This is a genomic window from Fulvivirga imtechensis AK7 (genome assembly GCF_000331535.1).
Taxonomy (GTDB): domain Bacteria; phylum Bacteroidota; class Bacteroidia; order Cytophagales; family Cyclobacteriaceae; genus Fulvivirga; species Fulvivirga imtechensis.
On sequence record NZ_AMZN01000013.1, the window covers coordinates 1 to 14,026 of the forward strand.

The 14,026-nt window shown below is 39.4% G+C and carries 10 protein-coding genes and 1 CRISPR repeat array; all 10 genes read right to left on the reverse strand.

Annotation, left to right across the window (positions count from 1 at the left end; translation table 11 throughout):
* Positions 1-188: 188 nt before the first annotated feature.
* The 10 genes from cas2 to cas6 all read right to left on the reverse strand — a co-directional run bounded on the left by cas2 (position 189) and on the right by cas6 (position 10,146).
* Positions 189-449, reverse strand: a complete 261-nt coding sequence (gene cas2 / locus C900_RS04420) for a CRISPR-associated endonuclease Cas2 (protein WP_040495658.1) — start codon at positions 447-449, stop codon at positions 189-191.
* A 1-nt stretch (position 450) separates the two neighbouring features.
* Complete coding sequence (gene cas1b, locus C900_RS04425) at positions 451-1,455, reverse strand: type I-B CRISPR-associated endonuclease Cas1b (RefSeq protein ID WP_009578425.1); 1,005 nt, start codon at positions 1,453-1,455, stop codon at positions 451-453.
* Between the two features lie 67 nt (positions 1,456-1,522).
* Positions 1,523-2,023 (reverse strand): CRISPR-associated protein Cas4, encoded by a 501-nt coding sequence (gene cas4, locus C900_RS04430; protein WP_009578426.1) that lies wholly within the window; start codon positions 2,021-2,023, stop codon positions 1,523-1,525.
* Between the two features lie 52 nt (positions 2,024-2,075).
* Entirely contained in the window at positions 2,076-2,690 is a 615-nt protein-coding gene (locus C900_RS04435; protein WP_009578427.1) for a transposase, read from the reverse strand.
* Between the two features lie 11 nt (positions 2,691-2,701).
* Positions 2,702-5,380, reverse strand: coding sequence for a CRISPR-associated helicase/endonuclease Cas3 (locus tag C900_RS04440; RefSeq protein ID WP_009578428.1), 2,679 nt, complete (start codon positions 5,378-5,380; stop codon positions 2,702-2,704).
* Positions 5,355-6,134, reverse strand: coding sequence for a type I-B CRISPR-associated protein Cas5b (gene cas5b, locus C900_RS04445; protein ID WP_009578429.1), 780 nt, complete (start codon positions 6,132-6,134; stop codon positions 5,355-5,357). Before cas5b ends, C900_RS04440 begins: the two co-directional genes overlap by 26 nt.
* Positions 6,135-6,183: 49 nt before the next feature.
* Complete coding sequence (locus C900_RS04450) at positions 6,184-7,176, reverse strand: type I CRISPR-associated protein Cas7 (RefSeq protein WP_009578430.1); 993 nt, start codon at positions 7,174-7,176, stop codon at positions 6,184-6,186.
* Positions 7,177-7,188: 12 nt separating this feature from the next.
* On the reverse strand, positions 7,189-9,039 hold the full coding sequence (locus C900_RS04455) for a hypothetical protein (protein WP_009578431.1): 1,851 nt from the start codon (positions 9,037-9,039) through the stop codon (positions 7,189-7,191).
* 23 nt (positions 9,040-9,062) lie between these two features.
* Positions 9,063-9,227 carry a hypothetical protein gene (locus C900_RS29715; protein ID WP_009578432.1) on the reverse strand — a complete coding sequence of 55 codons (165 nt, stop codon included), beginning with the start codon at positions 9,225-9,227 and terminating at the stop codon, positions 9,063-9,065.
* A 121-nt stretch (positions 9,228-9,348) separates the two neighbouring features.
* Positions 9,349-10,146, reverse strand: a complete 798-nt coding sequence (cas6, locus tag C900_RS04460) for a CRISPR-associated endoribonuclease Cas6 (protein WP_009578433.1) — start codon at positions 10,144-10,146, stop codon at positions 9,349-9,351.
* 381 nt (positions 10,147-10,527) lie between these two features.
* Positions 10,528-13,959: a CRISPR direct-repeat array (repeat unit 30 nt; unit sequence CTTCTAATCGCACCTTGTAGGGATTGAAAT).
* The last annotated feature ends 67 nt before the right edge of the window (positions 13,960-14,026 follow it).

Consider the following 14,026-nt stretch of genomic DNA (forward strand, 5'->3'; position numbering starts at 1 on the left):
CTACCAACAACTTAGGAAGATCCTTCCTCACGTCAGGATGACTGCCCTTTTTTAAGCATTTTACATCGAACTCACGTTAATTTAGGTATGCAAATGCGGATTATTGGGAGGGTTTTTTGTAAACTGCCTTCAAAAACCCCTATCCAAGTCATTTTGAGAGGGTGTATATCACACTCATATCCTATTTTTCAAAGAAAATTGTCAATCTTGTTCCTTTCGTCTCCTACTATTTCTTTGGTCAGCCATCGTTCATCTTTACTTTTAAATATGATCAGGCTATCGTTGTCTTCCATAATACTTTTGGCTTCACTTTTCAGTCTTTTCAACTTTACTTCAGTTAATTCGCCCTCGAAGACAGAGTTTTGTATCCAATGCAAATACCTACGGCACAATTTTAGCATTTTGCCGACACGCTTTTCATTGACATCGTACATTAAAATTATATACATACTACCACCACGCTTTAAAGGGTTTATACTCCTGGGTTTTAATAAGATGATTGCACAGTTTGTAACACTCCAGCTTAATGAGATGCTTGTAGCTAACGTGCCTTCCCAGGCTTCGATGCTTAATTGTCTGGTTTAGCTTTTCCTCCCAGGCTCGTAAAAAAGTCTTTTTCCCTTTTTCTTTCAAAGTGATCCGGCCGGTGCCTTCATGGAAGTCTGAAGCTTTAAGTTGCTGTTTATTCAATAAAGAAAAAATAGTTCTGTCGACAAGCATGGGTTTAAATATTTCTGCCAAGTCTAAAGCCAAACTATACCTTCTTGCTCCAGGCTCATGAAGGAAACTAATTGTTGGGTTGAGTTGCGTATGATAGATCTGATCAAGACAAACAGTGTAACAGAGCATATTGCCAAAGCTGATCAAGCTGTTGACTTCGTTTTTAGGTGGTTGTTTGCTCCGGCCTTCCATTTTTAGTTCTTTGAGGATCTCATCAAATCCCACGTAATAGCACTGCCGGATATTACCTTCAATCCCCATGAGTTCGTCAATGGCATTGCTACCATTTATATCATCACACCATTGATCAATCGTATCGATACATGCCGTTAGTTCCTTACCTCGTGTTTGGTAATATTTAAGGTTTCTTAGCATGTTGGCGGCAGCTCCTCGTACAAAGGATTTTGCAATAGTAAGCCTCTTCTTTTGTGAAAGATAATGTTGGGTTTGGCTCACCTGTAATTTGCCGGCCAACAGATATTCTTTTGCATAAAAGCTGCCTGTATAGTGCTCGTAATAGTCAAAGAAATGTACATTGATCTGTTGCTTGCCCAGGAAATTATACAAACTGGAGTTGGCATCCAGGCTACCGAAAATATACAGGTCGGAGACGGATTCAACGGGTATGTACTTGGGCATAAGCTCCTGCCCCGCCTCATCCACAGGGGTGAACTTCAGGGTGTTGTCGCGCCTGCTCAGTCGACCGGGGTTGAAGAGATAGTAGGTTTTTTTCATATTAATTCAATGTGAGACCTCCAGGTTTTCAAAACCTTGGAGGTCTTTTTATAATAGAAGGTCTTTTTCACTCCACCCAGCATAAATCAAAATAGCTGCACTTTTTACAAAAGCTTTTATTGATCTTTTCAGGCACTTCCTGATTTCTGACGATCATTTCTATCTGCTTTTCATCCTGCTCCAGTGTAGGAATATCATCTTCCAGAAGCTCCACACGCGTTATTTTTTTCAACTTTGGGTATTCCAGAATACCGGTAGCGCCCTCCACTCCCGCCCGTAAAAGCAATAACAGATAATATTTTACCTGCCACTCATGAGCTTTCTCCACTTTGTTGCTTTTCTTGATCTCATGAACTACCCGGTTCTTTTCATCGTAAAAGTCTATTTTGGCTCCTCCCAATTCCAGCTCAGTAAATTTAGCCGCCCGTTGCGGGTAGCTGGTTTCGTGGATCAGGTTGGCCTCATCTACTACGGCTGATGTATGCTCCATCTGAATGCCGTTGCTGAAAAGCCATAGCTTGCGGTGGCAGATGTGATAGTAGTTGATGTGCGTGGCGGTGATGTTCATATTCTTCGTAGTAGAGAGACCTCCAAGGTTTTGAAAACCTTGGAGGTCTTATTTACAATTCAAGCATAACATCTTTCTTTTTAAGCTCCTGATGTACTTTTATAAATTCCTCTCTCCCCCCAAACCATTCCAGTCCTTCTTCCCTGGCTATTTTGGTCCTTTTATCAAGAAGATAGCTGTGGTACGAACTGTGCGGCCACTCTCCGGCATCCTTTACAAAGCCATGGTGGACGGGGTTGTTATGTATATAGGCAATCAGGGCAGTAAAATATGAGGCTTTTTCTATGGGTTTTCGATTAAAATTCGACATAAAGAGGCTGCCTTTACGATCGTATCGTTTATTATAGGCCTTTGTATAGCCATTTAAAAAATTACTGAACTGCTGGCTAATTAAACCTCCAAGGTTTTCAAAACCTTGGAGGTTTGGTTTCTTCAATCGAAAAAATTTCAGCAACTCCTCTACATTCCTCATCCTTACCATCAAATGAATATGATTCGGCATCAGGCAATACGCGAATGTCTCTGCAACAGGATGGATATATTCTGAATACTTTCTCAGAAAGTGGTAGTAGTTCTCATCTTCCCTGAACAGGTTTTCACTCCCGTTGGCATGGGTGTAGATGTGGTAGGTTGTTTGGGGGAGTAAGGGGGTGGTGGATTGGGGCATGTTTAAGCCGGTTATAGGAAGATATCTTGACTCTCACTACTAAAATCAAAACCATCCTCAAGTGTGTAACATTCTTTGCAATGAAGCAGGTACTTGAAACCATATTGACCGTTCTCGCCTTCATCGAAATATCCAGCTAATTTTTTTATAACAGTTGGATATGCATTAATCGTAAAGTCGGAAAGTATACCTCCAAGCTTTTTAATTTCAATGCTTTTTGGAATATAATCAATCTCCCTCTTCAAAATAGCTTTATAAAACTCAAAGACAAGCTCTCCACGTACCATATTATCAGAAATTACTTCTATTTCCTTGAGATAACCAGGATCATCAAAATATTCAAGGGGTATATCTAAGGGGATAAATATTTGCTGAGTTTCATTGTCCTCGATCAACCTGAATTGTCTGGAGATTTCCTGAAGCTCAAGTTCTTCAAAATTTCTGACGTACGATTCAAGTTTATCAGCATCATTAGGATCTATCTTAAGCTTTTCTGCAAAAACCTTCTCGTATAAGCTATGAAAGGATTTATTTTCCAGTATCTCTTCTATGTTATCAAATATATCTGCTTTTGTCTGTTGCTGTTTATACCTTTCATCTTTGCCATAAATGGTTTTTGCACTATCACACCTGAAGAGATATATCTCATTATGCTGTTTAGTGGCATTTCGATTTATACGACCTGCAAATTGTTCATCGCTATCAATAATCGCATGATTTTTAAACCCCAAATCCATATCGATATTGACACCTGCTTCTACTACTTGTGTGGAAATTAATAGAACTTTATTGTCAGTCCTGTTTCTAATTTGTGAGATGATATTTCTCCTTCTTGGCTCCAAAATGTCTCCGGAAAGAAGATAGATCGTGTAGTCCATAAAACAGGAACTGCGCTTAACCACTTTGTTAAAAAGAGATGCACTGTTCTTGGTTATAAACTCGATGAGTACGCCTGATCCGCGCCCACTGATATTTTCATATTGTTCGGATTTCTCATGAATAGTCGTAGCAAGACTCTCAAGATAGGATTCTTTTTCACTTTTGGACGGTGCCTTATCATTAAGCAAGGAAAAATTAAATCTAGCCCGTTGTGCAAAATTTGGGTTCGAAAAATACCGATTGCGATTTGGAGTCAGTGACGTGACCTTTCCATTCAGGCTTTTGCTTAGCAAGTCTATTTTGGGCAGAGTCGCTGACATGATAATGAACCTCATATTGAACGGTGGTGCGATCTGTTCAAGAAAATACACTAGTTTGTCCCAATGTTGAGGGTTATAAGATTGGATTTCATCTAATACTACTATTGAATTGCAAAGCCTGTGAAAGAGGTAATTGGATTCCTTTGAATTCCCTTTTACTATTTCGAAAAACTTAACATGAGACGTTATAGTTATGGGATAATTGGTAAAAAGGTTGTCAATGAAATTTAATTTTTCATCTCCATAAGTACCATCCTCTCTTTCTTCTTTTCGATGGAAGCCGGCTCTGGAGTGTAGCTGTACTACATCGGCATTTGTTACTTTGATGGCTTCCTTCACCCCACTAAACGTTTGTGTTATTAATGTTGTAAATGGAAAAACATAAAAGACTTTATTTAGCCCCTTATCAACAGCCAGTAATTCGTTAATACAAGCCAAAGAAAGATTTGTTTTTCCTGCCCCAGTTGGAGCTTCTATGTAGTACCAATGGCTGGACGGCGACTTCCTTATCTCGCTAATCACCTCGGCATTTAACTTTTGGCGTAAGAAATTGAGGTTTTCTCCAGTACGTTCCTGCAAACCATTAAAGGACAGGCTTTTGTATTCATTAAACTTATTAAACAAGTCCCTGTTATAGCTAAGCGCTGTTCTAAAGTTATTGTCGATTTCAAACCTTAGCTTTTCGTTCAATAACCCAAAGTCAGTGACCGTTGGTCCACTCATAAATTCACCAGTCGCATAATAATCACTGGCCGTTAGTAACGAAAAATTGAGCTTCAATAGAGAGTAAAGGATAAAATGAGCTTTTTGACTTGCATTTTGGTTAAATAGTTTCCTTAATTCTTTTAGTGCATCATCCCTAAATACATTTGATATTACACTCTTGTCTATGCAAATGTTATAGGCGGATAAGAAGTCCGCAAATTCGGAAACGGGTAAAGATGCTAGTTCTTTTTTTATGTCTAGATAGGAGGAATGATGTTTATAAATGGGATTTGCAAAGCACAAAATAATGTATAATAGAATATTAACATCTTTCTCTGAAAGTTTTGCCTTTAGTAACTTTTCAATATAAAGGGAACAAAACAAAAAAGCTCCTAAAGATGAATGCTGGGAGCCGAAACTCAGTGTCTTTCTGCTAAATGCCGGATTATTCATCTTTTCACGTTGAAAATTTGAATTTACTTTTCCGAGATCATGATAAATGACAGTACTGATAAATACCTCTACTAGTTGAAGTCTGACCTCTTTAGGATCATCGAGCGAAAGCAGGTCAGTAAGTTTGGTAATTTGATTTGTAATTATGCTCTCTAGTTCATGAGCTTTTACTACTTTCAAAAAGTAGTCAGACACCAACGTACAGTGCTCCTTCAGGGATTCCACACTATGATCACATCCGTCAATGTGCGCCCAATAATCACCTTCGAGAATATCAAAAAGAGCTAGTCGCTCACTGACAATTTCTTCAAAAGACCTGAATGATGCTTCCACTATCTAATTTTAAGACCGAAAAATTTTCTGGAAGGGGGTATTCACTTTTCAGTGTGGCATTTGTGAAGGCAAAACTCCTAAACTCATATTGGAATAACGGAGCACCAATATATCCAATAGGAAGATTTTCAAAATACATAAATGGGCTTTCCTCAAGATTTACCCGTAAAAGGGAAAAGTACACTTCCTCTGTTTTTCCTTCTTTTACAGGTTTATCCTTTATGAAAATACTATCAATTTTGAAGTCTTCTATTGGCTCAAAAACCTGAAAAGAATGCTCCTCAGCATTTTCCCACCAGACAGAACAATCATTTTTACCCAAGTAAGGGATATATTCGGCTGAGTAAGACAAGATCATATCCAGCAATCGAATATGTAGCCGATTATCAGAAGATAAGCATATAAAACACTGATAAGCTGGCTTTACCAGTGTCTGTTCTGCAATCATCAAATTACCACCTTGCTCCTCACTTGCCATACCCGTACTGTTATTGTACTTGATAATAGTTTTGGAAAAATTTCCATTCTCATGCTGAAGCGGCTTAATCCCTACTTTCAATTCATTGAGAAGCGAATAATATTCGGGCAGTTCCTTTTGCTTTTGAAATCCTCTCAAGCCAAGAATAGCTCCCAGAATCCCAAGCAATGCTGGCTTGTGAAGCATATTATATGTCAGGTAAACAGGCTCATTTGTATCCGGCTTTTTTAGCATGCCGAAATCACCGTACAGGTTAAAAGATACTAATTTGTCCATATTCAGCTTAGAATTCGAGGTTTTGACTGCCAGAGTGGGGTTTCATTAACTAAATGCTTAATTCTTCCGCCACATCTGGTTGGTTTTTAAGCTGGACAGCCATTTCATTAAAAAATATCTGTACCTTTTCGATTTCAGTTTCATGCCTGACAAGCGTTTCTTTTAGCAGCCGACAATCCAGAACAACTTTACCATCCACTTTTTCTTTTTCCATTTTAATCAATTGAGTGAAATTTGGAAGCACCAGATTAGAACCTTCTTTCAACTGCACCCAGAATAATGCCTCATTTTCAGAACCTGCTTTAGATGCAGAGTCATAGTAGGTAACTCCTCTTCTCATGGCTTCCTGCAATTTGCTTATATCTTCTGCCGAAATATCTTTGGCGCCATCACCTGCCAAGCCTACAACTTGGCTGAGGTTTTTAGGGTTTATTGAAAAGTGATGCACATAATGTCCCTCCTGAAGCTTCGATTGCCTACCGAGACTAGTTGCCGCTTTTTCCGACTCATCTTTCTCATCACTGGGATTTCTGAACGGAGACATGATTTGTTCTGAATATATATTGCTTTCATGCCAAACATTTATGCCATGATTTATTTGAACGGGGCCGTGAAGAGAAATCGAAAGATTTTCCTCTTTCGATTTTCCTTTCATTGCGAATGTTGCACCAAACAATCGAATGTCAATACAGTCCAATAAAGATTTTCCAACCTGCTTCTTTGTAGCTTTTAATTTAATCTTTTCGTCTTTTGTCCCTGCTTTTTCGATCTCAGCCAATTCAGGAAAGAAAGAACAAAATGCCTCCATTAGACTAAATGGAACAAAATCATCTACGTTTGGCCTAAACCTCTTAAAATAGAATACCTTTTCTGCTGGATACACATCTTTTAGATAATTCTTAACTGCATATTTAAACGCCTTATCAGTAGCGTATACTGTTCCGTCAGGGAGTGTCCTTGGCTGATGGCTAAAATCTGCATTGTAGTTAGAGTTAATGGCTCGCACTATTACTGATCCAAATATTCGGTTTTTAAAACTCATAATCTGATTTTTTTATTGGGTGACAGTTTCGGATTCCTTTTTGAAGAGAGAGTCGGCAAAATACCCTGCCAATATCATCGGCAAATGGTTCTTCATATTGCTATTTTCAGGTTCATATCCCATTACCTCTGACATTAACTTATCGAAGCCGTACTTTTTTGGGTAGAATTTAAACTCATGCTTATAGGTGTCGAAATTGCGGGCAATGGCCAGTTTAAACTCCTCTGGATTTACCTTTTGTAGAAAAGGTTCCAGTAAAGCGTGGGAGCGATTAGCAGATTTACTTTGCCCAAGAATCTTCCAGATCACCTGACCTGATGCAAAAGCAAACTCGCTATCAGTCTGAATGTGTTGATTTTCATCATCCATGACTGATTTCAATTTATTCTTAGTTTCAAGGGTTTTGTTGGGCATATCTTCACGATTTTGATTTTGGTTAAAGAAATTATAAAGATTAAACCAGATGTTAAGTTTCTCTCGTATTCTGTAATGTTTGTTAAACTCTTCATCATGACGTATATCATCCAGTATAGATTTCAGCATCATATCATCGAACATTGCACATGAAACAGCTTCGCGTTTCGATTTGAAAATGTAATCATAGAAAGCTTTTCTGTATTGTTGATGAATATGAAAGATCGCATCAGTCAGTCCATATTTTGGGCTTGGTTCAATATCATCAAAATACTTCAACCACAACCCTCCCCCTTTCTTTTCCGAGACCAGATGACCATTAAAAATCTTATTGATAATCTTTAATTGTAAGTCAAAGACATTTGATATAGAATTCGGTAAAGGCTCTTTCAGACTAAATAATTCTATCAATTGCCCTAATCCATCGATATGATATCGAAAGACTGGAACAAAATCCAGATCAATAATTTTGCTTTTTTTGCTTCTGACATCAAAAAAGATAAGGTAAAAATTCTGAAGGTCGTTTCTATCAAATTTTTTAAGCAGACGCTGAACAATTTCGGTATATCCCTTTGCCTGGCCAGATTCATGAAAAGATATCATTTCTTTGTTAGCCTCCTCATTGTCAACAAATAAGGGCATTGGATTAGGAATCTGCTTGTTTGACTGTAATCTGAAAAATTTCCACAGTAACTGTGCTTCTCTCTGAGATACCCGGTAGCTAATACCTGATAGAGCCGACTTGTGTTGCAGAAATAGCTTTTTATCGTTAAAGCCGCTTAGACTATCGGAAACTCCCATAAGAATTCCATCCGCTTCCTGGTTATAGATGTCTTTGTTGAAGACACTTGCACCAAGGTATCGGCTATGCGACTCTATAAAATGCTCAACTGCAATATTCTTCATGTAGATGTTCACTGTCAGACTTTCCTTTGCATTCCTGTAGGCTTCTAAAGAGTCTAGCAGATCAAAAAGGTTTTCGATCAGATAATTTCTAAAGAGCCGGAAGGAGTTCTTAAGATGATCTTGTTCTGGCACATATTTTTCTGCGGCTTTAAAGTATTGGTCAGAGAGTTCTTTTTGTAACAGTGCTTTTTTGTCACGGTATTTTTCGTAATTCTTTTTTGTAAATGCTACAGCAAAAGGGGAGCAAGAGGCATTGTAAATCTTTTTGTTGGGGTTAAATATCTTTTGTGGAGCAACTGGAGTACTGTTCGTTTGAATTTCAAGGCAAGTTGCAAAAAATGGACTGTCTTCAGAATTCTTATCGTAGATTCTATAATCATTCACTTCGAGATGTCCATTAGAATCCAGATTCTTTAGCGCAGGCTTTTTATCTGAACCTTCCTGAATATCAAGAAACATGTACAATCCTTCTTTTAACTCCAGATTCTTTGAAAAATATTCCAGAGGAAGCTGTTCAACAAAGTTTGTTATTTCTTTAATCATCAGAGTTACAGGTGCTTTTTTTCTTATATAGGATAGTGAAATTTTTCATTGATCCTTAATATGGCATTTTCCTTATCTTCTAATATGACTTCGATTTGGTCGATTGAAAGATCATCGTCCACTAGCTTCTCCACCAAAATGACGTTGGCGATAGTATGCTTTAATCTATTTAACTGGGCTCGCGTCATCAAAAATTATTTTTGTCACAGTTGTTCATTTAACTTTAATTGTACTCAAGGAGAATTTGGACCTACGCTGATTAGCTGAGTTTCTAAAACCTCCAAGGTTTTCAAAACCTTGGAGGTTTAATCACAATTTCTTCAATTCCACCATTCCAAACCCCATACTCCCTTTCTCCCCTAATCCAACACTCCATATAAACTCATGCACCTCAACGGGTGCCGTGATCTTACAGTCGAAGACCCAACCGCGTATGTCTGTTGCTGCTTTCGTAAGTTCCTTAACTTTAACTAACTTAGACTTCGGCTCCTTACTCAAAATCTGTATATCGATATTTGTATTGTCGCTGAAATCTCCTGCATAGGAGGGGACGTTTCTTGCTGCTTCAAATTTTGTTTTCAGGTTGTCAACCAGTCTGGGGATAAACTCCTTATCTTCCGGTCCAAGATACTGTCCGTAAGTCTCTCCCTCTTGAGGAGGACGAGTGACACAGCAGGAAGAAATAAGACGATAAGACATGGTTTCTTTAAACTCTGGCAGCGGTAGAACCTGCATTTCCTTTACCCTTAGTCTTACGCCATTGATACGGTCACCGATAAACACCTCGTTGTTCATAAATAACCCTCTGACGAAGGACTCTGCTATTTCGGGAAGGAAGAAGCTCACTGTGATGCCAACCTCTTGACCTAACAACTCGAAAACACCGCGATCCCAATGAGGTCGGTACGGTTTTAGGTTTATATGGCCAAAATTAAAGAACTTAAACCTACGGTTGCCCTCTCCATAGCCTTGGCTGTGTAGAAATTCAGCAAGCTGTTGGTCAGCCTCTCCAATACGTCTATAGATCCAGCTACTGATATGGTACTGATAGTTAACAGGTAGGAACCTGTTTTTGTCCGATATGGAGGAAATTATTTTGAATCTCATGAAATGTGATTAAATTAATTTCATATTATATAAATTGTATCGAATAGTCAATTAAAATTTTCACTATTTGTTTGTGAAGTAGTTCTCTAAAGAAGCGGTAGTAAGTCAAAATGTGCAAGTTTATTTTCCCGGGAGGGTTTATCTGTTTCCCAGGTGCCATTCTTAGTTTTCGGTCGTCTACCTTAAAGCTGATTATATGACGAAAGTGATTATTGATACTTAATAAAAGGCTAATTGCCTGTTATACAGCGACATACACTAGTCGTCTGCCCCCTGATAAAATTCTATTATCAGGAGCAGACGATAAATAATGAAAATAACGTTCTTTGAAATGTTGTTAAATTAAAAACTGGCCGCCATTTTTACGTTTGGCCATGACGGCTTCTAATCGCACCTTGTAGGGATTGAAATAGTATTTTAATGTTGGAAATCATTTTCTTTTTCCCCTTCTAATCGCACCTTGTAGGGATTGAAATATACCTGTTATCAATTGCATCAGCAAAAGCTTCAAACTTCTAATCGCACCTTGTAGGGATTGAAATGCCGGTACCTGGGGTGGACAAAAGAGCTTCAAAAACTTCTAATCGCACCTTGTAGGGATTGAAATCCTGCTATCTCAACGGTAGGGAATTTCAGACACAAACTTCTAATCGCACCTTGTAGGGATTGAAATTAGTTTGGGTCGCGGGTTGACTCCCCAGCCAGAGCCCCTTCTAATCGCACCTTGTAGGGATTGAAATGGATTACTGAAAAATTTCAAAAAGACCTCAAACACTTCTAATCGCACCTTGTAGGGATTGAAATGTCGTTATGCATCGCTTTTAGCTGATTATCTGAACTTCTAATCGCACCTTGTAGGGATTGAAATTCTTGGTACCTGGTTGTGTACCGATAATAGAAGGGCTTCTAATCGCACCTTGTAGGGATTGAAATCCGGAGATTGCCGAACTACCATCTCAGGCTTTTCACTTCTAATCGCACCTTGTAGGGATTGAAATCTTCAAAAATGATAGTGTAAAGGATAAAAACGGCAATCTTCTAATCGCACCTTGTAGGGATTGAAATGCAGGATGATGATTAAGATCTTTTTCGATTTCATGACTTCTAATCGCACCTTGTAGGGATTGAAATCAATTCAGCCCAGTGAGCAAAATATATTTTCTCATGCTTCTAATCGCACCTTGTAGGGATTGAAATAACGGAGAATACAGGGATATGCACATCTACCTTACTTCTAATCGCACCTTGTAGGGATTGAAATAAGGATATTCCCGGCATACTCAACGGTATTGTCGATCTTCTAATCGCACCTTGTAGGGATTGAAATTCAAAATTTATTGCCTTTATAGAGGATCCTGTAATTTCTTCTAATCGCACCTTGTAGGGATTGAAATACGAAGCTAGCGTAAAGCCCTGTTTCGGACTGTAGCTTCTAATCGCACCTTGTAGGGATTGAAATTAGCTGGTTTGTAGGCTGTTGTGACCCCCCTTTATTACTTCTAATCGCACCTTGTAGGGATTGAAATTGAGTATATTGGCAAACTGCTGTGCATAGGTAAGCTTCTAATCGCACCTTGTAGGGATTGAAATGATATACTGTTCTTCTCTCACACTTCTATCCGGACTTCTAATCGCACCTTGTAGGGATTGAAATGCGTTGACAACTTTGTCGGCACCAAGTTTTATTTTACTTCTAATCGCACCTTGTAGGGATTGAAATAGTATCTCTTTGGTCGGTGTTATCCCCTCAACTCCTTCTAATCGCACCTTGTAGGGATTGAAATATGATTTCAACCACACCGATATATACCCAGTAGCACTTCTAATCGCACCTTGTAGGGATTGAAATGTATGAAGAGCGTGTGCTCCGAAACTACAGCGCTCTTCTAATCGCACCTTGTAGGGATTGAAATTCAGGGGAGGTCATTACGCGGTTGCCCGTGCCGGACTTCTAATCGCACCTTGTAGGGATTGAAATTTGCCATAAACCACGCTCTGCCAAAAGTTATCTGCCTTCTAATCGCACCTTGTAGGGATTGAAATCCAAACAGGGCCAGGTACACCATATTCTGGATGCCCTTCTAATCGCACCTTGTAGGGATTGAAATCGAAATTGACGTCAGGGAAATAGCCCCGGCAGATTTCGCCTTCTAATCGCACCTTGTAGGGATTGAAATTCCTGATCGATACCCAGGTGATGCTTTGTATGCAACTTCTAATCGCACCTTGTAGGGATTGAAATATCCATATGCAAGAGCAAGGGCCCCTGCTGGCAACTTCTAATCGCACCTTGTAGGGATTGAAATTGTTTATGCAGGATCGTATCAACATGTTGTAGGTGACTTCTAATCGCACCTTGTAGGGATTGAAATTTGCAACGGATTGCTCAAGCGTCATATTTGCAGAGCTTCTAATCGCACCTTGTAGGGATTGAAATGAAATACACCTAGAGGACGCCTGCCACGCTCGTTCTTCTAATCGCACCTTGTAGGGATTGAAATCTAATTGCCCCCTGATTTCAGCTATTTCATTTGTATCTTCTAATCGCACCTTGTAGGGATTGAAATGTTATTCGGGGGTTCGAATCCCTCACTGGACTCACTTCTAATCGCACCTTGTAGGGATTGAAATTGCATGTCCTCATTTTGGGGGCTGATAGGATTCGCTTTCTTCTAATCGCACCTTGTAGGGATTGAAATCAGGATTAGCAGTTAAGCTGTCCATTCGGTACCATTCTTCTAATCGCACCTTGTAGGGATTGAAATGATATAAGGCAGAAGGTTACCCTGCCAACAACAGGCCTTCTAATCGCACCTTGTAGGGATTGAAATCTTATCGAAGAAGATAAGATTCCGGGCGGAAAAGAGCTTCTAATCGCACCTTGTAGGGATTGAAATGTAATATGGGTGTTTGAGGGAATCTGCTTTGTATCCTTCTAATCGCACCTTGTAGGGATTGAAATTAGCCTCAATACTTGGATGGGAACCGATGGAGATGATCTTCTAATCGCACCTTGTAGGGATTGAAATGAGTTATGAAAACATATTTGATCACAGAAACAAATCTTCTAATCGCACCTTGTAGGGATTGAAATGGAGGTTGCATATCATCAAAGCCACTGTCCCATTTAACTTCTAATCGCACCTTGTAGGGATTGAAATTTTAATGACTTTGGCCGAGCAAGTTATGAGTTGTCTTCTAATCGCACCTTGTAGGGATTGAAATCTTTGAGGAGTATACCAAAGGCGTAACCGGAACAAACTTCTAATCGCACCTTGTAGGGATTGAAATCATCGTATGCGCCTGGTATTTGTCTTTCGGTTCCGCCTTCTAATCGCACCTTGTAGGGATTGAAATCTGCATATCCTGCAGGTTGGTATACAGCATCTGTCTTCTAATCGCACCTTGTAGGGATTGAAATTGAATATTCATACCGGGCGTGTCCTTCCAGGCTCTCTTCTAATCGCACCTTGTAGGGATTGAAATTGTTATCATTTGTGTCTTTCTCTATAAGGTCAAAAACTTCTAATCGCACCTTGTAGGGATTGAAATAGGATCATGTTGAACATCGCTCCTTGTGCTTTACCTACTTCTAATCGCACCTTGTAGGGATTGAAATGGATCAAACCACACCAGGCAGAAGAGCTTGCTAACCTTCTAATCGCACCTTGTAGGGATTGAAATTGGAGAGGTTCCTGCTTTTGCGGAACCTCTTGATGCTTCTAATCGCACCTTGTAGGGATTGAAATCTGCATCCTAACGCGTGCAGAGTCAAAGGACTCACTTCTAATCGCACCTTGTAGGGATTGAAACCAAGCTTAAGCCTGCGAAGGGGCTAATGCGGCTTGGTTCACGAGGGGTGGTGCGGCATGCCAGCGGG